This window comes from Kitasatospora sp. NPDC086009, from assembly GCF_044540385.1.
Lineage (GTDB): Bacteria > Actinomycetota > Actinomycetes > Streptomycetales > Streptomycetaceae > Kitasatospora.
In genome coordinates this window covers 735845-760485 of sequence record NZ_JBITSA010000001.1, presented here as the reverse complement: position 1 = coordinate 760485, position 24641 = coordinate 735845, and the positions used below count along the sequence as shown (strand labels likewise).

At 73.8% G+C, this 24641-nt stretch carries 20 protein-coding genes, 1 tRNA gene and 1 riboswitch; of the genes, 7 read left to right on the top strand and 14 right to left on the bottom strand.

The window, feature by feature from the left end:
- Positions 1 to 178: 178 nt before the first annotated feature.
- On the top strand, positions 179 to 1399 hold the full coding sequence (locus ACIF6L_RS03540) for a hypothetical protein (RefSeq protein ID WP_396486027.1): 1221 nt from the start codon (positions 179 to 181) through the stop codon (positions 1397 to 1399).
- A gap of 65 nt (positions 1400 to 1464) precedes the next feature.
- Here ACIF6L_RS03540 and ACIF6L_RS03535 read toward each other — a convergent pair whose 3' ends face one another.
- Positions 1465 to 2223, bottom strand: a complete 759-nt coding sequence (locus ACIF6L_RS03535) for an aquaporin (RefSeq protein ID WP_396486026.1) — start codon at positions 2221 to 2223, stop codon at positions 1465 to 1467.
- 297 nt (positions 2224 to 2520) lie between these two features.
- Here ACIF6L_RS03535 and ACIF6L_RS03530 point away from each other — a divergent pair, with 297 nt between their 5' ends.
- Entirely contained in the window at positions 2521 to 3297 is a 777-nt protein-coding gene (locus ACIF6L_RS03530; RefSeq protein WP_352290416.1) for a MerR family transcriptional regulator, read from the top strand.
- Positions 3298 to 3342: 45 nt separating this feature from the next.
- On the opposite strand, the gene ACIF6L_RS03525 is transcribed toward ACIF6L_RS03530, so the two are convergent.
- Positions 3343 to 4380 (bottom strand): helix-turn-helix domain-containing protein, encoded by a 1038-nt coding sequence (locus tag ACIF6L_RS03525; protein ID WP_396486025.1) that lies wholly within the window; start codon positions 4378 to 4380, stop codon positions 3343 to 3345.
- A 243-nt stretch (positions 4381 to 4623) separates the two neighbouring features.
- Here ACIF6L_RS03525 and ACIF6L_RS03520 point away from each other — a divergent pair, with 243 nt between their 5' ends.
- Both ACIF6L_RS03520 and ACIF6L_RS03515 read left to right on the top strand, forming a co-directional pair.
- Positions 4624 to 5331: an RNA polymerase sigma factor gene (locus tag ACIF6L_RS03520; RefSeq protein ID WP_396486024.1), complete on the top strand. Its 708-nt coding sequence runs from the start codon at positions 4624 to 4626 to the stop codon at positions 5329 to 5331.
- Complete coding sequence (locus ACIF6L_RS03515) at positions 5328 to 6779, top strand: hypothetical protein (RefSeq protein ID WP_396486023.1); 1452 nt, start codon at positions 5328 to 5330, stop codon at positions 6777 to 6779. Before ACIF6L_RS03520 ends, ACIF6L_RS03515 begins: the two co-directional genes overlap by 4 nt.
- A 60-nt stretch (positions 6780 to 6839) precedes the next feature.
- On the opposite strand, the gene ACIF6L_RS03510 is transcribed toward ACIF6L_RS03515, so the two are convergent.
- Together ACIF6L_RS03510 and ACIF6L_RS03505 are read right to left on the bottom strand one after the other, a co-directional pair.
- Positions 6840 to 8339, bottom strand: a complete 1500-nt coding sequence (locus ACIF6L_RS03510; RefSeq protein ID WP_329488678.1) for an aminopeptidase P family protein — start codon at positions 8337 to 8339, stop codon at positions 6840 to 6842.
- Between the two features lie 182 nt (positions 8340 to 8521).
- Positions 8522 to 10024 carry a PP2C family protein-serine/threonine phosphatase gene (locus ACIF6L_RS03505; RefSeq protein WP_396486022.1) on the bottom strand — a complete coding sequence of 501 codons (1503 nt, stop codon included), beginning with the start codon at positions 10022 to 10024 and terminating at the stop codon, positions 8522 to 8524.
- Positions 10025 to 10614: 590 nt separating this feature from the next.
- Here ACIF6L_RS03505 and ACIF6L_RS03500 point away from each other — a divergent pair.
- A complete protein-coding gene (locus ACIF6L_RS03500) occupies positions 10615 to 11253 on the top strand; it encodes a bifunctional DNA primase/polymerase (RefSeq protein ID WP_329488676.1) in 639 nt (212 codons plus the stop codon).
- A 314-nt stretch (positions 11254 to 11567) separates the two neighbouring features.
- Here ACIF6L_RS03500 and ACIF6L_RS03495 read toward each other — a convergent pair whose 3' ends face one another.
- The 4 genes from ACIF6L_RS03495 to ACIF6L_RS03480 form a co-directional block, all read right to left on the bottom strand.
- Entirely contained in the window at positions 11568 to 12554 is a 987-nt protein-coding gene (locus ACIF6L_RS03495; RefSeq protein WP_329488675.1) for a DUF5926 family protein, read from the bottom strand.
- Between the two features lie 175 nt (positions 12555 to 12729).
- Positions 12730 to 13326: an ATP-binding protein gene (locus tag ACIF6L_RS03490; RefSeq protein ID WP_396486021.1), complete on the bottom strand. Its 597-nt coding sequence runs from the start codon at positions 13324 to 13326 to the stop codon at positions 12730 to 12732.
- A gap of 373 nt (positions 13327 to 13699) precedes the next feature.
- The gene (locus ACIF6L_RS03485; protein ID WP_329488673.1) at positions 13700 to 14524 is read right to left on the bottom strand and encodes a glycerophosphodiester phosphodiesterase family protein; all 825 of its coding nucleotides are present in this window, start codon (positions 14522 to 14524) and stop codon (positions 13700 to 13702) included.
- Positions 14525 to 14656: 132 nt separating this feature from the next.
- Positions 14657 to 16126: a cytosine permease gene (locus tag ACIF6L_RS03480; RefSeq protein WP_329488672.1), complete on the bottom strand. Its 1470-nt coding sequence runs from the start codon at positions 16124 to 16126 to the stop codon at positions 14657 to 14659.
- Positions 16119 to 16267, bottom strand: a riboswitch (TPP riboswitch). Its footprint overlaps the gene before it by 8 nt.
- Before the next feature lie 387 nt (positions 16268 to 16654).
- Between ACIF6L_RS03480 and ACIF6L_RS03475 the strand changes: the two genes are divergently transcribed.
- Both ACIF6L_RS03475 and ACIF6L_RS03470 read left to right on the top strand, forming a co-directional pair.
- Complete coding sequence (locus ACIF6L_RS03475; RefSeq protein ID WP_396486020.1) at positions 16655 to 18238, top strand: S1C family serine protease; 1584 nt, start codon at positions 16655 to 16657, stop codon at positions 18236 to 18238.
- A 59-nt stretch (positions 18239 to 18297) separates the two neighbouring features.
- A tRNA-Ser gene (locus tag ACIF6L_RS03470) sits at positions 18298 to 18385 on the top strand.
- 138 nt (positions 18386 to 18523) lie between these two features.
- Here ACIF6L_RS03470 and ACIF6L_RS03465 read toward each other — a convergent pair.
- From ACIF6L_RS03465 to ACIF6L_RS03440, 6 genes are all read right to left on the bottom strand, one after another.
- Complete coding sequence (locus ACIF6L_RS03465) at positions 18524 to 19903, bottom strand: tyrosine-type recombinase/integrase (RefSeq protein ID WP_396486019.1); 1380 nt, start codon at positions 19901 to 19903, stop codon at positions 18524 to 18526.
- Between the two features lie 60 nt (positions 19904 to 19963).
- On the bottom strand, positions 19964 to 20155 hold the full coding sequence (locus ACIF6L_RS03460) for a helix-turn-helix transcriptional regulator (protein WP_396486018.1): 192 nt from the start codon (positions 20153 to 20155) through the stop codon (positions 19964 to 19966).
- A gap of 445 nt (positions 20156 to 20600) precedes the next feature.
- On the bottom strand, positions 20601 to 21932 hold the full coding sequence (locus ACIF6L_RS03455) for a DUF3987 domain-containing protein (protein WP_396486017.1): 1332 nt from the start codon (positions 21930 to 21932) through the stop codon (positions 20601 to 20603).
- A gap of 70 nt (positions 21933 to 22002) precedes the next feature.
- Positions 22003 to 22944, bottom strand: a complete 942-nt coding sequence (locus ACIF6L_RS03450) for a bifunctional DNA primase/polymerase (RefSeq protein ID WP_396486016.1) — start codon at positions 22942 to 22944, stop codon at positions 22003 to 22005.
- A gap of 65 nt (positions 22945 to 23009) precedes the next feature.
- A complete protein-coding gene (locus ACIF6L_RS03445) occupies positions 23010 to 23366 on the bottom strand; it encodes a hypothetical protein (RefSeq protein ID WP_396486015.1) in 357 nt (118 codons plus the stop codon).
- Positions 23363 to 24487 carry a DNA cytosine methyltransferase gene (locus tag ACIF6L_RS03440; protein ID WP_396486014.1) on the bottom strand — a complete coding sequence of 375 codons (1125 nt, stop codon included), beginning with the start codon at positions 24485 to 24487 and terminating at the stop codon, positions 23363 to 23365. Before ACIF6L_RS03440 ends, ACIF6L_RS03445 begins: the two co-directional genes overlap by 4 nt.
- Positions 24488 to 24641: the final 154 nt, after the last annotated feature.

Genomic DNA, 24641 nt, shown 5'->3' with positions numbered 1-24641 from the left:
CCGGGCCGAGCCCGGGCATCCGGCCCGCCGGGCCCCGGCACCGCCGGGTCCGCCCGGCCCGGCCGACGACCGCGCCCCTCGGGTGTCCTGCCAGGGACACCCGAGGGGCGCGGCCGCTTCCGTCGGGTCACATAGGATGACCGGCCGAAGGGGGGCTCGGCGCGGGAGAGGTACAGGGGTGCGGGGAGCACGGTCGGCACGGTCCACCACCGACTACGAGGCCGCCACCGGGCGGATCGCCGGTCTGCCGGTGCGCAGACACCACGTCCTGCTGGTCGCCTGGACGGTCCTCTGGTTCCTGCTGGTCGAGCCCAGCGGCGGCTTCTCCTGGCACTACCTGCGTCAGGGCGAGGAGCTGCTCTTCAGCGGCCAGACCGACGGCGGGCTCGCGCTCTACGCCCACCACCCCGAACTGCAGATCGGTCCGGTCAGCCTGGCCGTCGCCCGGCTCTTCAGCCCGTTCCCCGCGCACACCGGCCAGCTGGTGGCCGAGGCCGCGATGTCCGGGCTCGGCCTGGTGATGCTCGTCCTGGTCGGCCGCACCGCCGCCTGGTACTACCTGGGCACCGGCACCAACCACCGCCGGCTGCAGCAGCGGCTGCTGGTCGCCGGGCTGGCGTTCATTCCGATGTGGGTGGAGGTCTCGGTCCGCTTCGCGCACCTGGACGACGTGCTGGCGCTCTTCTTCACCACCCTCGCCGCGCACGCGCTCAGCCGGGGCCGGGCCGTCCAGGTCGCCGTCTACCTGGCGCTGGCGGTGGACTCCAAGCCCTGGGCGCTGGCCTTCGCCCCGCTGATCCTGGCGCTGCCCCGGCCGGCCTGGCTGCGCACGGCGCTGTGGTTCGCCGGGCTGGTGGCCGTCGCCTGGCTGCCGTTCTACCTGGGCGACCTGGACACGGTGGCGGCCGCCAAGTTCACCATCCCCAACCAGCCGGCCTCGGCGCTGCGGTGGTTCGGGGTGACCGACCCGACCACGCCGTGGTGGGACCGGCCGCTGCAGTTCGGCCTGGGCCTCGCGCTGGGCAGCATCGCGGTGTGGCGCGGCCGGTGGCCGGCCGTCGTCCTGCTGGGCGCGGACGCCCGGATCCTGTTCGACCCCAGCGTCTACACCTACTACACGGCCTCGATCCTGCTCGGCACCCTGCTCTGGGACGCGGTCGGCCAGCAGCGGCTGGTGCCGTGGTGGAGCTGGATCGCGCTGGCCGCGCTGTACGGCGGCACGCTGCTGATCCCGTCCGACTCGGCGCGCGGCTTCGTCCGGCTGGCCTTCGTGGTGCTGTCGGCCGCGTACGTGCTGCTCTGGCCCACCCGGCGGGGCCGCCGGCCGCGCCCCGGCGGAGACACCGGGGGCAGGGCCGCCCGGCGCCGCGAGCGCGTGCCCGCGGGGGCCGCGGGCTGAACGGCACTGGGCGCGGTGGTGCCGCGGGCTGAACGGCGGTGGGTGCTCGGGCGCCGGCCGGCGGTTCAGCCGGTCGCGGCGGACCGGCCCGCGACGAGCTCCCGCGCGTCGTCCGGCACGGACCGGCTCCGGACCGGTCCGGAGCGGGTGAACAGCACCGCGCCCAGCGCCAGCGCGGCCACCGCCCCGGCCAGTTGGGCGAGCACGAAGCCGGGGACGGAGCCGGGCGCGATCCCGGTGTAGCTGTCGGTCAGCGCCCGCGCCAGGGTCACCGCCGGATTGGCGAACCCGCCGGAGGAGGTGGCCCAGCAGGCCGCCGCGACCCAGAGACCGACCGCCGCCGGCACCAGGCGGCCGCGTCCGCTGCCGGTCAGCCCGGCGACCACCAGCAGCAGCGTCCCGGTGGCCACCGCCTCGCCGAGCCAGAGCGCTCCGCCGTCCCGGCCGTGTCCGGAGGGCTCGACGAACGGCCGCCCGAACATCGCGTTGGCCAGGCCCGTCCCGGCGACCGCGCCGGCCAGCTGCGCGGCGGCGTACCCGCCGAGTTCGGGCAGCGTCGGCCCGCTGCCGTCGCGCCGGCCGGCCCACCACGCGCCGACCGTCACCAGCGGGTTGAAGTGCCCGCCGGAGAGCGGGCCGAACAGCTCGATCAGGACGGCCAGGGCCAGCGCGGAGGCACCGACGTTGGCCAGGAACCGGACCCCGCCGTCCTGGCTCAGCGCGGCGGCCTGGATGCCCGAGCCGACCACGACGGCGGCCAGCGCGGCCGTACCGACCGCCTCCGCGGCCAGCCGTCGTACGAGGGGCGCAGCGGTGGTGGTCATGGCGCCATGCTGGCGGCTGCCGTCCGGCCCGGCAATAGGCGGCTTCGTCGAAGCCGGGGCCCGTCCGGGGCCGTCCGCTCGGAGACTCGCACGGGGCCGACGGCCCCCGGGGCGGACCGGGCCGGGCGGGGCGGGCGTGGCGCGACGTGACCGGACGGGCGTGGCAGGACGGGACGGACCGGGCGGGGCGGGCGTCGCGGCGCGGGCCGCCCCCGCGCCGCCGCGCCGGAAGACTGGGCTTGACCCTCACGCAACGGGAGGCGGGAGAGTCGTGGCCAACGAGAAGGGAGCGCCCGGATGAGCGGCGGCTACTCGGTCGGTGCCGTGGCGAAGATCGCCAAGGTCACCGTCCGCACCCTGCACCACTACGACGAGATCGGACTGCTCGCCCCGCAGGGGCGTACCCCGGCCGGCTACCGCCGGTACCAGGACACCGACCTCGACCGGCTGCAGCAGATCCTGTTCTACCGCGAACTCGGGTTCCCCCTGGAAGAGATCGCGGCCATCCTGGACGACCACTCGGTGAGCCCGAGCGAGCACCTGCGGCGCCAGCACCGACTGCTGACCGACCGCATCAGCCACCTCCAGGACCTGGCCGCGGCCGTCGAACACGCCATGGAGGCACAGAAGATGGGAATCCAGCTGACCCCGGAGGAGAAGTTCGAGGTCTTCGGCGAGTCCTACCGGGAGGAGTGGGAGGCCGAGGCCGAGCAGCGCTGGGGCGACACCGACGCCTGGGCGCAGTCCCAGCGCCGCACCGGTGGTTACGACAAGGGCGACTGGCAGCGGATCAAGGCCGAGACGGACGCGCTCAACGCCCGTCTGGTGGCGGCCTTCACCGCTGGCGAACCGGCCGACGGCGGTCCGGCCATGGACCTCGCCGAGGTCCACCGGCAGCACATCTGCGACAACTTCTACGACTGCACCTTCGAGATCCACCGCGGTATCGCCGGGATGTACGTCGCGGACCCGCGGTTCACCGCCACCTACGAGGAGCTCGCCCCGGGCCTCGCCCAGTGGCTGCACGACGCGATGCTCGCCAACGCGGCCTTCCGCACCGGAGAGCAGGCGTAGGGCCGCCGGGCCCGGGCCGTGTCCTGGCCCGGGCCACGCCCGGCTTCAGGCCACGCCGCGTCCGAAGCCGCGCCGGTAGGCGGTCGGGGAGGTGCGCATCACCCGGCCGAAGTGGTGCCGGAAGGTCGCGGCACTCTCGAAGCCGACGGCGGTGGCGATCTCCTCCACCGACCCGTCCGGCGATTCGAGCAGCGGCAGGCTGGCCGCGACGCGCTGGCTGATCACCCAGCGCATCGGGCTGGTGCCGTTGCGGGCGGTGAAGTGCCGCAGGTACGAGCGGTCGGACATCCGGGCGGCCCGGGCCAGCAGGGAGATCGTCAGCGGGGCGGACAGGTGGTCCAGCGCCCACTGCATGGAACGGGCGATCCCGTCGTCCTCCTCGTCGACCGGCCGGACCGCCGCCTCGATGAACTGGGCCTGCCCGCCGTCCCGGTGCGGCGGCACCACGAAGCGGCGGGCCACGCTGTTGGCCACCTTGGCACCGTGGTCCCGGCGGACCAGGTGGAGGCAGAGGTCGATCCCGGCGGCGCTGCCCGCGCTGGTCAGGACGGAGCCGCTGTCCACGTACAGCACGTCCGGATTGACCCGGACCGACGGGTGGCGGCGCTGGAGCAGTTCGGCGTACCGCCAGTGGGTGGTGGCCTCGCGGCCGTCCAGCAGACCGGCGGCGGCCAGCGCGAAGGCGCCGGAGCAGATCGAGACGATCCGCGCACCGCGCTCGTGCGCCGTGCGCAGCGCGGCGACCAGCCCGGGGGAGACCTCGCCGCTGAAGGCGTTCGGGACTCCGGGGACCACCACGGTGTCGGCGGCGGCGAGGTCGTCCAGGCCGTGATGCGCCGTCAGCGAGAAGCCGCCGACCGACCGCAGCGCGGTGTCCGGCTGGTCGGCGCAGACCTTGAGCCCGTACCAGGGGGCGGCCAGCAGGCCGCTCAGCTCGGGCCGCGCCAGCCCGAACACCTCGACCACCACGCCGAGTTCGAACGGCGTCATGCCGTCGAAGGCGTACACCGCGACATCGTGCACCGGCTCCGGCCGCCGTCCGATCGCGACGGCCACCGGGCCGGTGGTCTGCTGGTCGGCCATGAGGTCCCCTCGGACTGGGCGGCGGTGGCGGGATGCGGGTGAGTGTAGCCGTTCCGGCCAGGTCGAAAACTTCTGCGAAACCACCTGCAACCTCCGCCCTCCTCGCACGTCCATCACCAGTGGGGGGCGGGTTCTGCCGGCGGTCGAGGCGATGGCAGGATTCCCGCCGATCACGATCTTGATCATGTGTCATGACGGTCCGGTCCACGCCGGGAACCGTCCCTGGGGGAAAGCAGAACGCGGATGTCCATGGCCATCGGGCCAATCGTGGGAGGCGGGAGGAGCGGCGGCTTCCTCCGCGCCGGGCTGGTCGGACCGCTCTTCGGCGCGCGGGAGGCGGGCGGGGCGGCGGCTCCCCGGGACGCCTCGTCGGACGGCGCCCCGTCGAGCTCCGAGCAGGAGGCGGTGCGGCGCCGGTCGGGGCTGCGGCTGCTGCGCGGCGGGCGCAAGCAGGAGGCGGAGGAACGCCCCACCCTGACCGGCCTCTACCACGCGCACCGGCTGGGCCTGGTGCGGATGGCCGTCCTGCTGGTCGACCACCAGGACCTCGCCGAGGACGTCGTGCAGGAGGCCTTCACCCAGCTCTACCAGCGCCACGGCGAGCAGCTGGACGACCTGGACAACGCCCTCGGATACCTGCGCACCAGCGTGGTCAACGGCGCCCGCTCGATGCTGCGCCGCCGCAAGACCGCCCGCGAGTACGTCCCCCCGCACGAGGCCGACGCGCCGTCGGCCGAGGAGCACGCGGTGCTCAACGACGAGCACCGGCGCGTCCTGGTCGCCCTGCGGGAGCTGACCTCCCGCCAACGCGAGGTGCTGGTGCTGCGCTACTGGTCGGACATGTCCGAAGCACAGATAGCGGAAACCCTGGGACTCTCCCGGGGCGCAGTGAAGTCCACCGCCAGCCGGGCCTTGGACGCCTTGGAAAAGCATCTGGAGAAGGTTCGATGACCGACAAGCTTCCCCGCCGGACCGGCGGTGACGGTGACGGGCCGGACGACACCCCGATGGAACGGCTGCTCCGCGAGGCGATGAACGCCAGAGCGATGCAGATCACCGCACACGACCTGCGCCCGGCCGCGCCCCCGACCCGGCGGCTGCGCCGGCTCAAGCCCGTCTACCTCGCCGCCGTGCCGCTGTTCGGCCTGGCCGCCGCGATGGCGTTCGGCGTGCTCGGCTTCCGCGGCGACACGGTGGCCGACCGGGGCGATCCCGGCCCGGCGGCCACCGTCACGGCCTCCGCGAGCCCGAGCCCCAGCGCGGTCCCGACCGAGGAGCCGACCCCCGCCGACACTCCGACGGCGGCCGGCACCGAGACCTCCGCCCCGGCGGCCGACCCCACGGGCACCGGCGAGCCGGCCGTCCCGGGCGGCGCCGCCACCCCGCGCAGCACCCAGAGCAGCACCGCCCCACCCACGACGGCCGCGACCCCGTACACGTTCCGGGGCGTGAAGTTCAAGGCGCCGGCGGGTTGGCGGGTCGTGCCGCCGGACCCGGCGGGGACCAGTCTGTGCGTCCTGAGCCCGGGCGCGCCCACGGGTGCCCAGCCGGGTTGGACCCAGGAGGCCTGTGCGCCCTACGGCGTGCTGATCACCGCGTACAACACCGCCGACGAGGCCGAGCACGCGATCTGGCCGACGGCGTTCGACCTGGACTCCTCGTCCGGCTTCAGCCACCAGCCCAGCTGCCCGGTCTGGGGACACCCCTACGTCCCCACCGCGCCCTACACGAAGATCGGCGAGCCGGCCAAGAGCCGTGACATCGTGGCCGGGCGGGCGATCTCGAAGACGCAGTGGCAGGTGACCTGCAAGCCCGGGGAGGACTTCACGGCCCAGATGTGGGGCCTGAAGGACGATCAGGTGTTCATCACGGCGAACGGTCTCAAGCCGGACTACCAGCCGGGTCTGGTGTCGATCCTCGACACCATCGACCTCAGCGGCCGTCAGGCACCCTCGGTGGCGGGCCAGAACGACATCAGCGTCACCGTGGAGGGTCTCACCACGGGTCAGCAGCTCCCGAACGACGGCACTCCGGTGGAGTTCGTCGTGACCTTCAAGAACACCGGCCGGACCAGCTACGCCCAGGTGGTGCCCCAGCTGGTCGCGGAGTCCTACGCCGGGAGCAAGGGCGCCGTGACCGGAACGCTGGAGCGCGCGAACGGCGCGGGATCGTGGAAGGCCCTGACCATCGCCCCGCCGGCGGCGGGCAAGCCGGTCTTCGACGACGCCGGCCCGCTGGCACCGGGGAACGCCTTCACCATCAGGTACCGGATGAAGCTGACGGCCCAGGACGGCGCCGGGGTCATGCCGGTGACCGTCAGCGCGCTGGTGACCCCCGAGCAGGGGCCGCCCACCGTCATCGGGACCCGCACCGTCCCGGTCCGGGTGGTCGCCAAGTAGCGCGCGCGCCGCGGGCCCGGCCCCCACCGGGGAGCCGGGCCCGTGGCGTGCCGGTCGGGCTCAGGCCAGCGAGGCCATCCACGCCTCGACGTCCTCGGCGCGGCGGGGCAGGCCCGCCGAGAGGTTCTCGTTGCCATCGGCGGTGACCAGGATGTCGTCCTCGATCCGGACGCCGATGCCCCGGTACTCCTCGGGCACGGTCAGGTCGTCCTGCTGGAAGTACAGGCCGGGCTCGACGGTGAGCACCATGCCGGGCACCAGCAGCGCGTCGACGTGCTCCTCGGTGCGGGAGTGCGCGCAGTCGTGGACGTCCAGGCCGAGCATGTGGCCGGTGCCGTGCAGGGTCCAGCGGCGCTGCAGGCCCAGCTCCAGCACCTTCTCCAGGTCGTACACCGAGGCGTCCAGCAGGCCCCAGGCGAGCAGGCGCTCGGCCAGCACGCGCTGCGAGGCGTCGTGGAAGTCACGGAACCGGGCGCCGGGCTTCACCGCCGCGATGCCGGCCTCCTGGGCGTCGTACACCGCCTGGTAGATCTTGCGCTGGAGCTCGTTGAACCGGCCGTCGATCGGCAGCGTGCGGGTCACGTCGGCGGTGTAGAGGCTGTGCGTCTCCACGCCGGCGTCCAGCAGCAGCAGCTCGCCCGGGCGGACCTCGCCGTCGTTGCGCACCCAGTGCAGGGTGGTCGCGTGCGGGCCGGCGGCGCAGATGGAGCCGTAGCCGACGTCGTTGCCCTCGACCCGGGCGCGGCGCCAGAAGGTGCCCTCGATCCAGCGCTCGGAGGTGGCGACGGCCTGGCCGAGCTCGCGCACCACGTCGGTGAAGCCGTTGACCGTGGCGGTGCAGGCGGCCCGCAGCTCGCCGATCTCCCACTCGTCCTTGACCAGTCGCAGGCCGCTCAGGAACTCCTTGAGCCCGGCGTCCTTGTCGGCGTCCAGCACCTCGGCGAGCGCGGACTCCAGACCGGCGTCGTAGCCGCGCACGATCCGGGTCGGTACGGCGTCGGCCTTGGCGCGCCCGGCCAGCTCCTCGGCGGCCTTGCGGACGTCGCGGACCGGCAGGCCGAGCAGCTGCTCCTGCTCGGTGAGGCTGTGGCGGCGGCCGACCCACAGCTCGCCGTAGCCGTCCAGCCAGAACTCGCCGTTCTCGCGGTCGGAGCGCGGCAGCAGGTAGAGGCCGAAGTCGTGGCCGGCCGCGCCGGTGGGCTCGGCGACCAGCACCGCGTCCTCGGTCTGGTCACCGGTGAGGTGCACGTACTCGCTGGCGGCGCGGAAGTTGTAGTCGGTGTCGTTGGCCCGGACCCGCAGGGTGCCGGCCGGCACGACCAGGCGCTCGCCGGGGAAGGCGGCGGAGAGCCGGGCGCGGCGCTCGGCGGCGTACGGGGCCTGGGCGACCGGGGTGAGGCCGTGCAGCTCGGTGTCGGCCCAGCCGGACTTCATCGAGGCGGCGAGCTCGTCGGAGACCTCCGAGTACAGGCCGTTCTTGCGGCCCTTGAACTCCTGCGGCTCCTCGCCGCCGGCGGCCTCGGGGTTCTCGGCCACTGCCGGGGTGCGGTCCTCGGTCACGTACGTCGCCTCCTTGCGCGGGTGCCGCCCATGGGGGTCCCCCGGGCGAAGGGCCGGGGGGCGTCGGATCGCGACACACGTGGGCGGCCGTGCGTCCATGGTACGGACGCCCGGCCGCCCGGCCTCCGGCGGCCTCGGCCCGGGAAGCCCCGCCGCGGGGCCGCGGCCACGGGCGCCGCCGGCTACTCGAAGCGCGCGGCCAGCACCATCAGGTCGTCGGTGGCGGGCCCGGCCTCCCGGGCCGCGCAGACGGCCAGCAGGTGGGCGCAGAGCCGGTCCGGGTCGATCCGCACGTCGCGCGGGGCGTCGGCGGCGGCCCGGCGCAGGTTGGCCTGTCCGGCGTGCAGGGTCGGGCCGCAGCGGCGGGCCAGGCCCTCGGTGTAGAGCACCAGGGTGTCGCCGCGCCCGGCGGTCAGCTCGACGCCCGGCGCCTCCCAGCAGGAGAGCATGCCGAGCGGCGCGGAGAGCGAGGTCTCCACGAACTCGGCGCCCTGCCGGGTGACCAGTACCGGCGGGCAGTGCCCGGCCCCGGCCAGGGTGATCCGGCGCTCGTCCGGCTCGATCCAGGCGTAGAGGGCGGTGGCGCTGCGGGCCGGCTCGGTGGTCTTGAGCAGCAGCTCCAGGTCCCCCAGGACGGAGACCGGGTCCTCGCCCTCCAGGACGGCGTACGCCCGCAGCGCGGCCCGGACCCGGCCCATCGCGGCGGCCGCGCCGGGGGCGGAGCAGGGGCCGGCGCCCGGACCGTCGCCGGAGACGCTGCCGACGGTCAGGCCGACGGTGCCGTCCGGCAGCGGGATGGCGTCGTACCAGTCGCTGCCGGCCGAGCGGTCCAGCCCGGCCGGGACGAGCCGGGCGGCCAGCCGCAGGCCGGCGGGCTGCGGGAGGCGGTCCGGGAGCAGGCCGCGGCAGAGCGCCTCGGTGGTGCGCCGGACCCGGTCCGCTTCGAGTTCCTTGGCCAGCAGCGGGGCGGCGACGTCGCAGTACCGGCGGACGAGCTCGCACTGGCGCTCGGTGGGCTCGGCGGGCTCGTCGTAGAACCAGAGGACGGCGGCCAGCGGGCCGTCCTCCGCGGTGACGAGCGGCAGCCCGTGGCAGCCGCCGAGGCGGAGGTGGCCGGCGAGCTCGCGCAGCCGGGCGCCGATCGCGGGGTCGGTGGCGAGGTCGCGCGACTGCAGCCGGTCGGGCCGGTCGTGCTCGCGCAGCAGTCGGGCGAGCGGGCTCTGCTCGGTGGGCACCGTCTCCAGCGCGCCGAGGCTGGCGCGGTCGAGCCCGTACCCGACCGGCTGGCTGGGGCCGCCGCCGGGCAGCGCGGTGACCAGCAGGGCGCGGTCGGCGCCGAGCAGCGCGGCGCCGGAGGCCAGCACGGCCTCCAGGGTGGCCGTCAGGCCGCGGGCGCGGGCCAGCCGCTCGGAGTGCTCGTGGAGGCTGGTGAAATCGGACAGCCGTCCGGCCAAACGGTCCTGCAGCCCGGCCGGGGGTGCCGGGCGGGCCTCCGGGGCGCCGGGCGGTTCGGTACCGCCGGCCGGTTCGGTACGGGCCGGCGGCTCGTCGGCCGCGCAGCCCGGCTGCCCGGCCGGTCCGGCGGGGGGCGTGGGGAAGCCCGGATGGTCGAGCACCGAGAGCCCGCGGGGGCGACGGGGATCGCCCGGCTCGGAGGCTGTCGACGACGGGTGGGACTCAGTCATGCCGCCACTCCTGACGCGGTGGTACGTGTCATGCGGATCCCCCAGGTACGGCCGATGGGAGCGAGCACGGCCAAAGGGCGTGATTCGCCTCGATTCGCTACTACTCGTCATTGATCGACAGCAATGCCACCACTTCTACACAGGCCATTCGGGGCATGTCCAGATCCATGACGCCGCGGGTGGCCGGTTCTCCGTCCCGCCGGGCCCGGCCGGGGCCCGCTCCGTTCGTGCGCGCCCCTGCCGGGCCCGCGGGCATGGAGCGCCGGAGAACGGGCAGAACCGTCAGGACGGCTCTCGCGGCCGTCCGGATCGTATGCTTTCGCCGCCCGTCGGCCGGGTCGGCCGGAAGTCACTCACTCGTACGGTGGAACCAACCGCGCCCGGGCGGCGTCCATCCGGTCGCATACGGGATTCTCGTTCCAAGGGCTGTTCGCATCGCGGCTCTTTCATGTCGTGCTCCACACCGTGCTCCATCCCCGCCACGCCGTTCGCCAAGCCCACCGGCCCGGTACGGGCCCGTGCGGCGTTTCCCCGGCCGCCGGCCGGCGGGGCCGGAGCGACCCGAGCGGTCACGGAAAGGAACGAGCGCCATGCGCGAGAACTCAAGGAGCCGGTCGACAGTCCGTTCCGTCCGGTTGGCCGCGGCCCTGGCCGCCGCGGTCGACCACCGCTGGCCGGTGGTGCCCGGCACGCTGCTGGTCGGCGGCCACTGTTCGTGCGGGGACGCGGACTGCTCCGTCCCCGGAGCCCACCCGCACGACCCGTCGCTGCTGGCGGCCACCACCGACGCCCGGATGGTGCGGTGGTGGTGGGAGCGGCAGAGCCCGGACGCGCCGGTGCTCGCGGCGACCGGTGGGACGGTCTCGGCGGTCAGCCTGCCCGCGGCGGCCGGTGCCCGGGCGCTCGCCTACCTCGCGGCGCTGCGGCTGCCGCTGGGGCCGGTCCTGTCGATGCCCGGCCGCTACGCGATGCTCGTCGCCCCCTACTCGCTGGAGGCGCTCGGCGAGATGCTCGCCCAACTTCCTTGGGTTCCGGGCTCGTTGCGCTACCACGGCTCGGGCGGCTTCCTGGCGCTGCCGCCGGGCGGCGGCTCGGGCGGCGGGGTGCGCTGGGTGCTGCCGCCGCGTCCGGCGGCCGACGGCGGTGTGTGGCTGCCCGAGGTCGGGCCGCTGCTGGGGGAGTTGGTCGAGGCGACGGTCCAGCTGGACAGCGGGCGCTCGGCGTACTGACGGGGCTTCCGCGCCTCGTTCGGCCCCTGTCGTTCGGCCCCCGTGGCCGGTGCGGCGGGGGCCGGTGCGTCGGTCGCGGCCGGGCCGGCGGGCCGATCGGCCGGGGTACTGATCGGGCACGGTCCACCCGTTGGAGCGGGCCGGGGCCGGAAAACAAAGATCCGGCCGCTGGCGACGGGGGATGCACCAGCGACCGGACTCTTTAGACAGTAACAAGGATCCGCGCCCGCGCCAATTTCCAAGAGCCCCTGCCCGCCCGGAAATTGCCGTACCGGCGGCCAATGTGACGCGTATCACCCGGATCCGAGTCCCCTTTAGTTCAAAGTGACCTGACGGTTCACCAGGTTGGCGCGGGCCCGCCGCTCCTCGCCGGTCAGCGGCGCCGGGTCGGCCAGCGTCGCGGCGAGCCGCTCGGCGAACTCCGCGGCCGGCTTCTCGCAGTCGGTGGCGGTCATGGCGAGCGGCAGGTCCCAGACCGGGACGGTCAGGCCGTGCGCGCGGAAGGAGCCGACCAGCCGGGTGTCCGGGCCGAGCGAGGACAGGTCGGCGGCGGTGAGCCGGGCCAGCGCGTCCAGCAGCTCCTCCTCCGGCACGGTCATCACCCAGCGCAGGTGGTTCTTGTCCGGGGTGCCGCACCAGTACGCGGAGTCCACGCCGGTGAGCTTCTCGGTCGGGATCGCCGAGGCGTTGGCGCGCTCCAGGGAGGCGGCCACCTCGCCGGTGGCGGTCTCGGCGTCCTCCAGCCAGAACTCGAAGCCGGTGTGCACGGCGGGCGTGAACTCGGCCGTGGTGTCCAGCAGGTCCTGCAGGCGGCGGCCGCCCGGCACGGTCCGGCGGGCCGGGACGGGCGAGCCGGGCTCGGCCGCCAGCGCCAGCTCCAGGGCGTCCGCCAGGTCACGGCTCAGGTCGCCGGAGGCGGACTGGGTCTGCAGGCCGAGCAGGATCGAACCGTCCTGGCGGCGCAGCGCCGGCCAGGCCAGCGGCAGCACGGTGGCCAGGGTCACGGACGGGACGTCACCGTTGGCGGCCTCGGCCACCCCGGCGGCCAGCGTCAGCGGCACGGTCGCGGCCGGGACCAGCTCGCGCAGCGCCACCCAGTCGGCCTCGCCGGACAGCCCCTCGAACGGGCGGTGCACCAGCTCCTGCACGGCGTGCGAGGCCTCCCGGCCGTGGCAGGCCTTGTACCGGCGGCCCGAACCGCAGGGGCAGTTCTCGCGGGCCCCGACCACGGGGATCTCGCCCGTGACGGCGGTGGTGGACTGGCTGCGCTGCGGCGCCTTCTTGGCGGCCTTCTTGCCCATGGTGCGGCTCTCCCGGTGGCGGTTTCGGTGTGCTCCGGGCAGCCTACTGACGTTCCCCCGGCACGTGGGCACGCGCCGGGGCGGGGAGTACCCCGTGGGGGCGACGCCCGGACCGCGGTGGGCGGCGCCCGGCGGAGGCCCCACCGGGCCCCGCTCCGACGGCCGCGGGCGACGCTCAGGCGCTGCGGGCGTCACCGCCGGTGCGTCGGGCGTGCCGGGCCCGGGCGGGCAGGGCGGCCCAGACCGTGACTTCGCCGGGCGCGTCGCGCACGCCCCAGTCGCTGGACAGCTGGTCGACGATGCTCAGCCCGCGGCCGCCGCGCGAGGTCAGCGACGGACTGGCGGGGGACGGCCGGGTCTGCGCGCCGCCGTCCGTCACCTCCAGGGTGAGGACCCCGTCCGCGTGCAGCTGCCAGCGGACCAGCACCCCGCCGTTGCCCTCGCCCTCGTCCGGGTGGGCCTGTCCCGCGTCCCGGCTCCTGGCGTGGACGGCCGGGCCGCCCGTCGCGGGAGCGCCGGCCGGCCTGGCCGGCTCGGCCGGACCGGAGGGGACGCCGACGAGGATCTGGTCGACGATCTCGGCCCGGGCGCTGCGTCCGAGCACGGGCAGCGGGCCGAGCGGCCGTGCGTAACGACATGCATTGCTCAGCAGTTCGGAAAGGATCAGAACAACATCATCGATGACCGGTTCCGGTATCTCCCGGTCACGTAGATCTCGACGCAGTCGGCGCCGTGCGACCCCGACACTCGATGGGCCGTGCGGCACTGCCATGGTCGATGAAGTCGGCACTTCACGCGCCACCATCAACGCCACCCCCGGACCTCCTTCAGCGTATGCCGAGGGATGGATGCCCCTTGGTAATGGGTCGGAAACGACCGTACGGCGATCCCGCGCGGACATTTCAAGCCGGGCGACGCACGGTGCGCTGCAGGTGATTCCCCGCTCACCCTCTGTCGTGAGAACGCATGATTTCCGTCAGAAAACGGCGGATGAAGGTTTGAGCCCTACCCAAGCGATCGCGGTCCGCCGGGGCGGAAGTGCCGGGTGATTCCGGAGCGGGGCGCGCGGCCACCGGGTCTCGGGGGCCGGAAATAGCCGGAGAAACCCGTGGGGCGCGAGGGACGGCGTTCCGCGGCGGACCGGTTCAGCGACCGAGCTGGGCCAGGACCTCCGCCGGGCGGTTGGTGATGATCCCCGAGACCCCGAGCTCCAGGCAGAGCTCGACGTCGGCCGGCTCGTCCACGGTCCAGACGTGCACCTGGTGGCCGAGCTCCCGCAGCCGGGTCACCAGCCGGGGCCGGGCCCGCACCAGGTCGATGCCCGGGCCGGCGATCCGGGCCCCGCCGGGCAGCGAGGCGCCCGGGCGCAGCCGGCCCTGCAGGGGCAGCGTCCGCTCGAACAGGAAGACCCGCGGGTACTCCGGCGCGGCGGCGGCCACCCTGGTCAGCGCCAGCGAGGAGAAGCTCATGATCCGGGCCTGCGGGCGGTCGCCCTCCGGCGCCCCGCCGATCTTGAACCGGTCGAGCATCCGCAGCAGCTCGGACTCCACCCGGCCCCGGAAACGGACCGGGTGCTTGGTCTCGATCGCCAGGTCCACCGGGCGCCCGCAGTCGGTGACCAGCTCCAGCAGGCTCTCCAGCCGCAGGACGCCGCGCAGGTCCGGGTCCGCGCTCGGCTCCCCCGTCTTCCAGGCGCCGAAGTCGTGCGCCTCCAGCTCGGCCAGCGTCATCGAGGAGACCGTGCCGCGGCCGTCCGAGACCCGGCCGATCCGGCGGTCGTGCACGCAGACCAGATGCCCGTCGGCCGTCACCCGGACGTCGCACTCGACCGCGTCCGCGCCCTCGTCGAGCGCCCGGCGGTAGGCCGCGAGCGTGTGCTCGGGCAGGGCGTGCGAGGAACCGCGGTGGGCGATCACCTGGACGGGCCGCGCGGTGCGCGCCGCCGCCGGGGAGAGGTCAGGGCTGGTCACGCCGTCCACGATAGGCGGCGGAAGTGACACCCGGGCGAAGACGGCCCCAACCTGCGGGGCCGTCTTCGCCCGCGCGCCTCGTCGTCCGCCCTTCCCGGCGGGCGGTCGCGGGCCCGGCCGGGCCCGCGGGCGTCAGGCGGCGGGGGTCCGGCGGGTGAGCGGGGTGAGCGCCCAGGTGACCAGGGCCGGCACCAGGAAGCCGAACAGGGACGCCGAGGTCCACTCCTGGGGTGTGAAGTGCAGGGCCTCCTGCACGGAGGTCCAGAAGTCCGTCCACCAGCCGGCGATCGCGGTCGGCGCGATCAGCTGGTAGACGGCGAAGCCGAGCGCCCAGGGCAGCAGCATCAGCCAGCGGGACGGGGCGTCGGCGGCGAGGTTCCAGCCGCGCCGGCCGGCGCCGAGGAAGTAGTCGACCGCCAGCACCGCGAACATCGGCACGAACACCGAGCCGATCAGACCGAGGAAGGCGTAGTAGGAGTCGGTGAACTCGGTGATCTGCAGCGCCAGCACGGTGATCAGCAGGCCGGTGGCGCCGGTCAGCACCCGGCGGTCCACCTTCGGCAGCAGGTTATGGACCGACATCGCGGTCGAGTACACGTTGGCGAAGGACTGGTCGGTTTCGCGCAGCACCAGCACCAGCAGGAAGAACCAGCCGGCCCAGACGCCGAGGAACGAGTCGAAGATCCGGGAGGCGTCGCCGTCGGCCTGCAGCAGCGCGAACAGGCCGAGCACGTAGCACCAGACCTGGGCGACGGTGTAGCCGGAGAAGCTGCCCCAGAACGCGGAGCGGGCGGTGCGGGAGTGCCGGGTGTAGTCGGCGGCCAGCGGGACGAAGGAGATCGACACCGCGATCATCGCGTCGGTGGCCCGGAGGAAGCCGTGCCAGTTGCCCGCGCCCGGGTCGGACACGCCGCCCCGGCCCAGCTGGACGGTGAAGTAGACCATCGCCACCGCGACCGCCGCGGCGACGAAGCGGCGCAGCACCGCGATCGCGCCGAGCGGCCAGATGGTCAGCGCGGTGGTCACCGCGCCCGCCAGGACGACGAAGAGCCAGCGGTAGCCGTCGGTGTGCGCCACCGTCTGCGCGCCCATCGCGATGACCAGCAGCTCGTACACGCCCCAGCCGATGCACTGGACGATGTTCAGCACCGTCGGCACGTAGGAGAGCTTCGTCCCGAACAGTCCGCGCAGGTTGGCCATCGCCGGCGCGCCGGTCCGGGCCCCGATCAGCGCGGCCACGCCGAGCATCGCGGTGCCGACCACGGTGCCGACCACGATCGCGGTGACCGCGGCGGCCAGCGACAGCTCGCTGCCGGGTGCGCCGAGCACGGTGGCGGCGGTGGTGAAGCCGATCAGGCTGACGCCGAGGTTCATCCAGAGCGCGAAGTGGTCCCGGAAGCGGAGCGTGCGCGGCGGCTCGGTGTCGAGGACGAACGGGGCCTCGACCCGGTCCGCCCGGTCCGGACGGTCCAGGACGGCGGTGCCCGCTCCGGTGGAACCGGCCGCCCCGCCGGTGGCGTCGCAGGGATCGGTCGCGGACGATTCGGGGAAACCCTTGGACGCGGGCGCGCCCGAAGAAGAGGATGGCGAAGCAGGCGGCATGGCCGATACTCCCTACGCCGGCATTACCCGGACAGGTTCCGGCGGTCTGCGCCCCCTCGACGGTCCGTCCACGGAGCTCGTGGCGTACGGTCGACCGGCGCACTCTCAGCCTGGTGGGTCCAAGCTCCCGCGTGTCAGTTTGGAGCGACAGGCTAACCGGCGCGGGAGTGAACGCCAAGGCCAGGCGTCCGGCGGTCCGCATCGCGGGACGCCGCGGGGCGGCCTCGCACGGGGTCCCGGGGGGCCGTCGCGGGGGCCTGCCTGGGGGCCGTTGTCGGGCCGGGCTAAGGATTCTTATGACTTCTTCAGAGGGGTCCTTACGGCAATCGAATCGAGTGTGCGAAAAACTATGGTTGTTGGTCCTGTCAGCTATGGAGGTCGTCCGTGAGCACCGAGCGCGAGGTTGGGCCCACCGGGCCACAGGGGGAGCAGCCCTCCGACGGCCAGGGGGTAGTGGGTCCCGCTCCTGACGGTCGGGCGCAGGTGGCGCCCGGTCCCGTCCAGGCGGCGCCCGAGGCGGACCGGACCGTGACGGACACCGGCGCCGGGGCGCCCGCCGCTCCGGCCGCGCCCGCGTCCGGCGGGTTCACGCCGACGCTGGCGTTCAGCAAGGTCGGCGCCCCGGACCCGGCGCCCGCCGTGCCCGCCGAGCCGGTGGCGGCTCCGGCCGCCGAGGCCGGGTACATCGACGCACCTCCGCCCGTCCTGCCGCCGGCCCCGGCCCCGGCCGCGCCGGCCGCCCCGGTGGCCGCGCCGGTCACCAACCCGTACGCCACACCGGGCGCCCCGGTCGCGGCGGCGTCCCACGACCCGTACGGGGCTCCGGCCGCGCCGGCGACGCACCACCCGTTCGGCGCCGGCCAGCCGCTCGGCGGCTGGGGCGGCCACGAGGCCCCGCCCGGTGGCCCCGCCGCCCCCGGCGGCCCGGGCTACCCCGGCGGGCCCCTCGGCTACCCGGCCGAGTACCCCGGCACCCCCGGGCCCGGCGGCCCGCGCAAGAAGCGCGGCGGCCTGATCGCGCTGATCGCCGCCGTCGCCCTGGTCGCCGGTGTGGCGGGCGGGGCGCTCGGCGTCGCCGTCGCGGACCGCAACGACAACGGCATCAGCGCCGCGGACGACCACCGGAGCACCACCGTCCAGGCCAGCACCCAGAAGAACGAGCCCGCCCCCGGCTCGGTGGCCGGCATCGCGCAGAAGGCGCTGCCCAGCGTCGTCACCATCAAGGCGCAGGGCAACGGCGAGTCCGGCACCGGTACCGGTTTCGTCTTCGACACCGAGGGCCACATCCTCACCAACAACCACGTCGTCGCGCCCGCCTCCAACGGCGGCAAACTGACCGTCAAGTTCGCCGACGGCACCTCCTACAGCGCCTCGGTGCTCGGCCGCGCCGAGGGCTACGACGTCGCCGTGGTGAAGCTCGACAACCCGCCCAAGGACAAGCTGACGCCGCTTCCGCTGGCCGACTCCGACAAGGTCAACGTCGGTGACTCCACGATCGCCATCGGCGCGCCGTACGGCCTGGAGTCCACCGTCACCACCGGCATCATCAGCGCCAAGGACCGCCCGGTCGCCTCCGGCGACGAGACCGGCGCGCAGTCCTCGTACATGAACGCGCTGCAGACCGACGCCTCCATCAACCCCGGCAACTCCGGCGGCCCGCTGCTGGACGCCGGCGGCGCGGTGATGGGCATCAACTCGGCGATCCAGTCCAACGCCTCGGCCAACGGCCGGGCCGGCAGCATCGGCCTGGGCTTCGCCATCCCGATCAACCAGGCCAAGTGGGTCGCCGAGACGCTGATCAAGACCGGCAAGCCGGTCTACGCCAAGCTGGACGTCCTGCGCAACGACGACTACAAGGGCGACGGCGCGCAGATCCAGACCCGCGACATCCAGGGCACCCCGGCCGTCACCCCCGGCGGCGCCGCCGACAAGGCCGGCCTCAAGCCCGGCGACGTCATCACCAAGCTCGGCGGCAGCCCGATCGAGAACGGCCCGGCCCTGGTCAGCAAGATCTGGACGCACAAGCCCGGCGAGACCGTCGACGTCGAGTACACCCGCAACGGCCAGACCAGCACCACCAAGGTCACCCTCGCCGAGCGCGTGGGCGACTGACCCCCACCCCGAAACCGGTGCACCGAACCCCGCCGGACCCGTTAGGCTGACCTCCGCCTGGAGAGCTGCCCGAGCGGCCTAAGGGAACAGTCTTGAAAACTGTCGTGCGGTGACCCCGCACCGTGGGTTCGAATCCCACGCTCTCCGCTGGTGGCGGAAGCCCAGATCAGGGCGGGTATCGGCAACATGCCGATACCCGCCCTTTTCGATTCCTTCCCGGGGTGTCCCACCCGCGTCCCGGGGTCGGTCAGTGTGTGTGGGCCAGTTGTGGGCCAGATTCGCGGCCTACTCCTCCCCGTACTCCTGATCCAGGAACCGCTCGATCATGGCGTTGGATCGGTCCTTCCGGCCGTCGAGCACCTTGGCGTAGAACTTGAAGAGCACCGTGATGCTGTGGCCAGCGCGGTGGGCGACTTCGGCAGGGTCGACGCCAGCCGCCAGCCAGCCGGACACGCAGGTCGCTCGAAGGTCGTACGCCACGTCGGCGAACGGGCTCTTCACCTGTTCGGGGGTGAGCGCCAACTCCCGGGCGCGCTTCCACACATCCGAGGTCTCCTTGGTGCTGAGCAGACCGCCGCCAGAGGCTTGGAACAGGCGACCGTCCAGTCCCAGCCCGAACTCCTCCACGTGCTCCCGCAACTGCCGGACGAACACCGGAGGGATCGGAATGTCCCGAGTCGTCGTTCGAGCGCGGTGCTTCAGGCCTCGCTCTTCGTGGGACTGCCCGTCGTCGGTCCAGCGCGAGCCCACCCGTGGTGAGCTGCCAGGGGCCACGATGAGGCCCCATCCCGACTCCGGGAGAGTGCAGTCCGCGAGGCGCAGGTGCGTGGCCTCGGCCGGACGAGTGGCGGCCCAGTTGATGCAGCCGTAAAACGTCGCGAGGTGTCGCCCCCGAGGGCCGAGCGTCCGGACTGCTTCGATCAGGCCCCGCGCCTGACGCGGCGCAGGGACGAACCGGAAGTCGATCTCATCGTCCGTCTCCGGCGGCGCCCAGTCGACGAACTTCAACGGGTTCGAGGGGAGGAGCTTCCGTTCGACCGCGTACTTGAGTGCGCCACTGAACGTGGAGTACTTGCGGTTGATGGTGTTGTCCGCCGCGCGGTTCCCGTCCAGCTTCAGCGTGATGGCCGTCAGGGCCTGCCGAATGGTGTCGGAGTCCTCCAACTGCGAGACAGGAACGGACTTGCGGGAGATCCAGTCGAGCGCCTCCCTGAACTTCTCCGGAACCTCGCCTCGGTGCTTGGAGAAGTTGAACGCCCAACACGAGAGAGCTTCACGGAGCACTCGCGCCGGCGGGGCACCGCGGTGATCCGTGACAAGCGCCGGGGTGATCGTGGCCAGACCGTCAGCCCGCGTCGCGCGCTCTTTTGCGGACGCGTCCGGCCATTTGATCTCGGCGTGCTTCTTCGCATGGTCGAACCACGTCACCTGCGCCTGCTGCTTGGCGAGCGCCCGCAGCTCCGAGGCCGGCAGACCGGTCTTGACGTCGAACTCCTCGCCCTTCTTCATGGCGGTGCGGAGCTCGGCCAGCCGTCCAACGGCGAGAGTGTTGGTGACGTAGCTCTTCGAGTGGGGCTTCGGTCCGACCTTCCAGCGCAGCTCAAACGGCTTGCGACGGCCGGAGCGTTGACGGATGGCGTACAGCTTCACGTCGTAGGTCAGCACATGGTCTCCAGGATGAGGGGCCCCGGCGCGGCCGGGGCCCCTAGGCGTGATGTCGGCAGGTCAGGCAGCGACGCTCTGCTCCAGCGAGGCCCACCAGGCATCGAGGTCGGCCCGACGAACGCGGATCTGGCCGTTCGGCAGCTTCAGGAGCTTCGGCCCCTTGCCGCGCGCGACCATGCGGTAGAACGCACTGCGGGAAATGTCGATCTCGGTGAGGACGGCGGGGAGCTTCAGGTGTTCATGCTTGGGCATGGCTGCTCCATTGGCGTGAGGCTAGGGGAGGTGTCTGGGGCTTGCCGGTGGAGCACCCGCGCGCCATGAGGTCGAAAGCGGCTTCTCGGGGTGCGCGTGTGTCCGAGGTGCGGATTTCTGCATCCTTGCGTCATCAGCGTCATCCGCCCCATCTGACCTGCGGTTTTGGATGACGCGGTGGCGAGCGTCTGGGGCGTGGTGGCGGACACGTTCGAGCCTCCGGTTCGCGCTCGGGCGAGGGGTGGAAAGGGTGGAAAGGGTGGAAAGCCCGCTGAGCTGGGCTTTTGCCTGGTGGAAAGGTGGGTGGAAAGGGGGTGGAAAGCGCTCGGGCTGCGAACGGCCGGGCGGGACGCGGAGGCTTTCCACCCCCTTTTCACCCCCCTAGCACCCGCCGTTTTTGCAGGTGGGAGGGCTTCCCACCCTTTCCACCCTTTCCACCCCGGGCTCAGTCGGTCGGCGGGGCGTAGAGCAGCACGGTGGCGTGCCGGCCGCTACCGGGGATCTGGGCGCTGCCGTAGCCGTCGATCTGGAGCAGGGCCGCGACGAGACGGCTCCGCTCGTCCTTGGAGTTGCGCTTGAAGAGCTTGTAGACCTCTTCGCCGGTCAGACCCCGGGGGCCGGCGGCACGGACGGCGGCGGCGAGTTTGTCGAGCTTGGGGTCGCCGGTGGTGTCGGCGCCCATGCCGAGGACGTGGGCGGCGGAGGCCCGGGAGTAGTTCACGAGCGCGTGAGCGGCCCTCAGATGGTCTTCCTGGATCTGGCGGTGGTGGTCGAGCAGGGCGTAGACCATGGCGAGGCGGAGCGTGTAGGGGGCGGCGCGGGCGGTGAACTCCGCGAGGGGCCCGTCGCCGTCCTCGTCCCCGCACAGGGCCGGGTAGACGTCCTCGCGCCAGAGCTTGCGGGCGGGCTCGGCGAGGGTGACCTCTCCGGCCTGGCGGGCGTCGGAGAGGGCGGTGCGCCACGTGGCGGCGAGGTTGTCCACAAGCTGTGGATCGGCGCCCCGGGATTCGGCGAGGATCAGGTTCCGGTGGACGAAGATCGGCAGGTACCGGTTGTAGGTGCCACCAGCCATCTCGGAGTCCTGCATCTTGGCCCGCAGTTCGCGGGGGCTGATGTGCCCGATGATCGCGATGTGCGGGGCGGTGACCTTGAGCGCTTCGCGGTTCATCACGCCGAGGTCCTCGCCGTTCCAGGCCTGGCGCAGGACGCCGCCGAGCGAGGATCCCTCCCGGCGGGCGCGGGCCATCGTGATGCCGTACTCGGACTCCACGATCCAGCGGCGCTTGTCGATGTGGCCGGGGTCGTCCTTCTTGGTCGGGTCGCCGTCGCGCACGGCCTCGATCAGGCCCTCGCCGGAGGACAGCCCGGAGAGCAGGTTGTCCTTGGCGAACCCGGGAGCGGCGGCGGCCAGCAGCAGGCGGGCGGTGTTGGTGGCGGCCCCCTTGCGGCCGGCGGCGGTCGCGCCGATCGTCAGGGCCCAGATCAGAGCGGGGTGGCGGTCGTTGCCGATCCGCAGGTGCGGATCCGCCCCCATCTGGGCACCGGCCGCGGACAGCAGGTTGACCAGCACCCCGACCGGGTCCGCCTCCGTGGTCGGGTCCAGTTCCCGAACGGTGCGCCCGACCAGGCCCTGGAACACGGCCGGGTCGGGTACCGGGCCCGGGCGGGTGGGTCGCTCCAGGCCGTTCAGGGCGTCGTAGAAGTCGTTCCGGGGCGCCTGGTGGCCGGGGGCCGGTGCCTGCCGGGGTTCGGCCTCAAAGAGGTCAGGGGCGTTCACTCGGCCTCCCGCCTGTGCCGGTCCCCGCCGGAGAAGCGCTTCTCCTTGGGGGACGAGGGGTGACGGTCGCTCATGCGGCCCGCCCGACGCCGTTGCCACCTCGGGCCAGGCCCTTGGCGATGGTGCGGCGGCATTCGGCCTCTCCGAGGCCGGCCTTCTGGCCGGCTCCGAGCAGGGCGTCGGTGGCGTCCTGCTCGGGGAGGGTGCCGGCGGCGACCAGGCGGCCGAGGGCGGCGGCGGACGCGAACAGCGTGTGGTTCCTGACGCCCTCTCCGGCGCTCTCGACCTTCTCGGCCTCTCCGCGCACGGCGGCCTGCGTGTAGGCGGCGAGGCGTCCGATCCGGGCCCGCACGGCGGCGGTGTCGAGCTTGGCCACCGGTGGGGCCTTCGGGGTGAGCAGGGCGGCGAGCCAGGCCGGTAGCGGCAGGGCGGGCGCGTCCCGCACCACGGTGTAGGGGCGGCCCGCGACGGTGCTGCCGGCGGCGACGACGTAGCCGCCGTGCGCCCGGGTGTCGACCTTCCATCCGAGCCCGGAGCCCTTGTCCCCGGTCGTGTTCCGCAACGTTGTCCCGGCCGAGGCGGCGAAGTACAGGTGGCGTCCGCCGCGGCCGGTGCGGACGGTGAACGTCTCGTACTCGCCCGGGTGGCCGTGTCGCTCGCAGAGGGCGGCGAACACGTCCAGGCCGTCGGTGATGCCCGGCCCGGCCCACCGCGCCGGGGGCAGGTCTCCGGGGTGCTTGGGGGTGTCCAGGTCGACCACCACGAGCCCGGACGGCCCGCAGGCCAGGCCGATGCCGTACGAGCCGTGCTCCCAGGCCCGACGGATCACCTCCGGATCGGTGGTGGCCCGCTGCTCCCAGCCGTGGTGGCCGGTGGCGCAGGGCCCGGTGCGGGGGCAGCGCTCCTCGCTGTGGAGGGCGGGGTACTTCGCGTCGGGCGCGAGGGGGAAGACGTGCCAGCCGCGGGCGGCGGCGGCCTGCGCGGCGTGCGCGAGCGCGGATCGAGCAGTCATGGGGAGTCCTCTCGGTGAGGGCGGCCGGACACCGCCGGCGGGGCGGTGTCCGGCCGGGAGGCACGTCAGAACAGGCAGTCCGGCCCGGCGGCGGGGACCGTGGCCTGCTGGTTCTTGCGGGCGGCGGCGCGGGTGACGTCGTGGCAGCGCTCGCACCAGGCGGCCAGGGCCCGCTTGGGCAGGGCGGCGACGCGGTGCGGGGGCAGCAGCAGGTCGGCCGGGTCGGCGGGGGCGGCGAGCAGGCGCACGCGCCCGCCGCCGTGGTGGCGCTGATAGCCGTCGTGGACGCGCGGGCAGCGGCCGCCGTCCGCGGTGTGGGACTTGCCGCAGGTGCCCCGGCACTGGCAGCGGCCGGCGGCCGCGGCGATGACGGCCTGCCACAGGCCCTGGGTGTCGCCGAGCGGCGGAATCCGGGGCGTCATGCGGCCACCTCCCCCGGCAGGGCGGGGGTGGTGGCGCGGTCCAGGAGCAGGCGCAGGGCGGCGGCGGCCTGGTCGGGCAGGACACCGTTGCCGAGCGCCTTCAGGCGTGCGGTGCGGGACAGGCCGGGGACATCGGTGACGTGCCCGGCGGGCAGGCCCATCATCCACTCGACGAAGAGCGGGTTCAGACGCCCGGCAGCGTCGGTTGGTCCGGGGGCGGGGCGGCCGAGGACCGTTTCCCAGCGGCGGACGGCCGGCCGGTAGACGCCCCAATCCGGGCCGCCGCCGAGGGCAGCATCAGTTCCCCCTTGCTGCCACGCTGGTTCGGCCCGCCCTTGGTCCGGTCCGTCGCCCGCGGGGTCGGCAGCAGCGCACCGCTCAGGGTCGGGTTGCCCCGGGTGAACGTCGCGCTCGTGCGCTCCCCGTCGGCGGCGGTCGGCGTCGGCAGCAGGGAAACCGTGTGGCGCAGGTTCATCCCGCCCCGGCCGGCGTGCCCGGTCCCGGTCGCCTCCGACACGGTCGGGGTGGGGAGCAGCTCCACCACGTTCGGCAGTCCGTCCGGGAAGCCCCGACCACGGGAGTTGCGGTCCGGCGGGGTGGGAAGGCCAGGCGAGGACGAAGACGCGGGTGCGCTGGTGGGCGGCGCCGACGTCGGACGCGCGCACGCTCGTCCATTCCGCATCGAACCCGAGGCCGGCCAGGTCTCCCAGAACGGCGCCGAGAGCGCGAAGAGCGAGGGGCCGGCCGGTCGCGTCGTCCAGATCCTGCGGTCCGGGTCCCACTCCAACAGGTCCGCGGTCGGCCTTCGCCGAGAGGAGGCCTTGGACATTCTCGATCACCACCAGGGAGGGACGGAGTTCACGGACGGCGCGGGCGACCTCGACCCACAGGCCGGAGGCAGCGCCGGGCACGATGCCGGCGCCCTTCCCTGCGAGGCTGACGGACTGACAGGGGAAGCCGGCGGTCAACACGTCCACCGGGGCGGCGGTCGACCAGTCGACGGCGGTGATGTCGCCGAGGTTCGGCACGCGCGGGTGGTGGTGGGCCAGGATGGCGCTCGCGCCGGGGTCGGGGTCGGCGACCCACGCCAACTTCCCGCCGAGCACGCGCCGGACGGCCATGTCCAGGCCGCCGTAGCCGGTGCAGAGCGAGCCGATCACGGGACCGTTCACCGGACACGGCCGAGGAGAGCCGCGACGAGCGGACGGGCGAGGGAGGTGGCGACGGGCTTCGTGGTGGAGCGCGTGTTGAGGCTGAACTGGGGCATGCTGGAGT

Bases quoted from the DNA above. Each gene is read 5' to 3' on its own strand.
- ACIF6L_RS03440 (WP_396486014.1), bottom strand. From the start codon at position 24,487: ATGGCCGTCCGGCGCGTGCTCGGCGGGAAGTTGGCGTGGGTCGCCGAC.
- ACIF6L_RS03500 (WP_329488676.1), top strand. From the start codon at position 10,615: ATGCGCGAGAACTCAAGGAGCCGGTCGACAGTCCGTTCCGTCCGGTTG.
- ACIF6L_RS03490 (WP_396486021.1), bottom strand. From the start codon at position 13,326: ATGGCAGTGCCGCACGGCCCATCGAGTGTCGGGGTCGCACGGCGCCGA.
- ACIF6L_RS03535 (WP_396486026.1), bottom strand. From the start codon at position 2,223: ATGACCACCACCGCTGCGCCCCTCGTACGACGGCTGGCCGCGGAGGCG.
- ACIF6L_RS03525 (WP_396486025.1), bottom strand. From the start codon at position 4,380: ATGGCCGACCAGCAGACCACCGGCCCGGTGGCCGTCGCGATCGGACGG.
- ACIF6L_RS03505 (WP_396486022.1), bottom strand. From the start codon at position 10,024: ATGACTGAGTCCCACCCGTCGTCGACAGCCTCCGAGCCGGGCGATCCC.
- ACIF6L_RS03450 (WP_396486016.1), bottom strand. From the start codon at position 22,944: ATGACTGCTCGATCCGCGCTCGCGCACGCCGCGCAGGCCGCCGCCGCC.
- ACIF6L_RS03520 (WP_396486024.1), top strand. From the start codon at position 4,624: ATGTCCATGGCCATCGGGCCAATCGTGGGAGGCGGGAGGAGCGGCGGC.
- ACIF6L_RS03460 (WP_396486018.1), bottom strand. From the start codon at position 20,155: ATGCCCAAGCATGAACACCTGAAGCTCCCCGCCGTCCTCACCGAGATC.
- ACIF6L_RS03515 (WP_396486023.1), top strand. From the start codon at position 5,328: ATGACCGACAAGCTTCCCCGCCGGACCGGCGGTGACGGTGACGGGCCG.
- ACIF6L_RS03480 (WP_329488672.1), bottom strand. From the start codon at position 16,126: ATGCCGCCTGCTTCGCCATCCTCTTCTTCGGGCGCGCCCGCGTCCAAG.
- ACIF6L_RS03445 (WP_396486015.1), bottom strand. From the start codon at position 23,366: ATGACGCCCCGGATTCCGCCGCTCGGCGACACCCAGGGCCTGTGGCAG.
- ACIF6L_RS03530 (WP_352290416.1), top strand. From the start codon at position 2,521: ATGAGCGGCGGCTACTCGGTCGGTGCCGTGGCGAAGATCGCCAAGGTC.
- ACIF6L_RS03495 (WP_329488675.1), bottom strand. From the start codon at position 12,554: ATGGGCAAGAAGGCCGCCAAGAAGGCGCCGCAGCGCAGCCAGTCCACC.